General features: G+C 71.1%; 1 pseudogene. It reads right to left on the reverse strand.

The annotated features are described in order from the left end of the window. Window positions 1–185, reverse strand: a pseudogene (locus JT719_RS25045) (hypothetical protein); the annotation flags it as partial. Window positions 186–246 lie beyond the last annotated feature (61 nt).

Below are 246 nucleotides of genomic sequence, written 5' to 3' on the forward strand. Positions count from 1 at the left end.
GGCGGCAGGACGCCCATGACGGCCTGGGCCAGCAGGCTCTTGCCCGAGCCGGTCTGGCCCAGCACGGTCAGCGGCCGGCCGGCGTGAAGCCACAGGGAGGTCGGCCGGACGATGCCGTCCGAGGACCCCGTGGAGGCGCCGTCCGCCGACACCTCCAGATCTTCGATGCGCAGAAGAAGGCTCATCGCGGCCGGCTCCCGGAGAGAAGGTTGAGGCTGAGGACCAGCAGGAAGACGACCGCGATCG

Source organism: Sabulibacter ruber (assembly GCF_017355955.1).
Taxonomy (GTDB): Bacteria; Bacteroidota; Bacteroidia; order Cytophagales; family Hymenobacteraceae; genus Nibribacter; species Nibribacter ruber_A.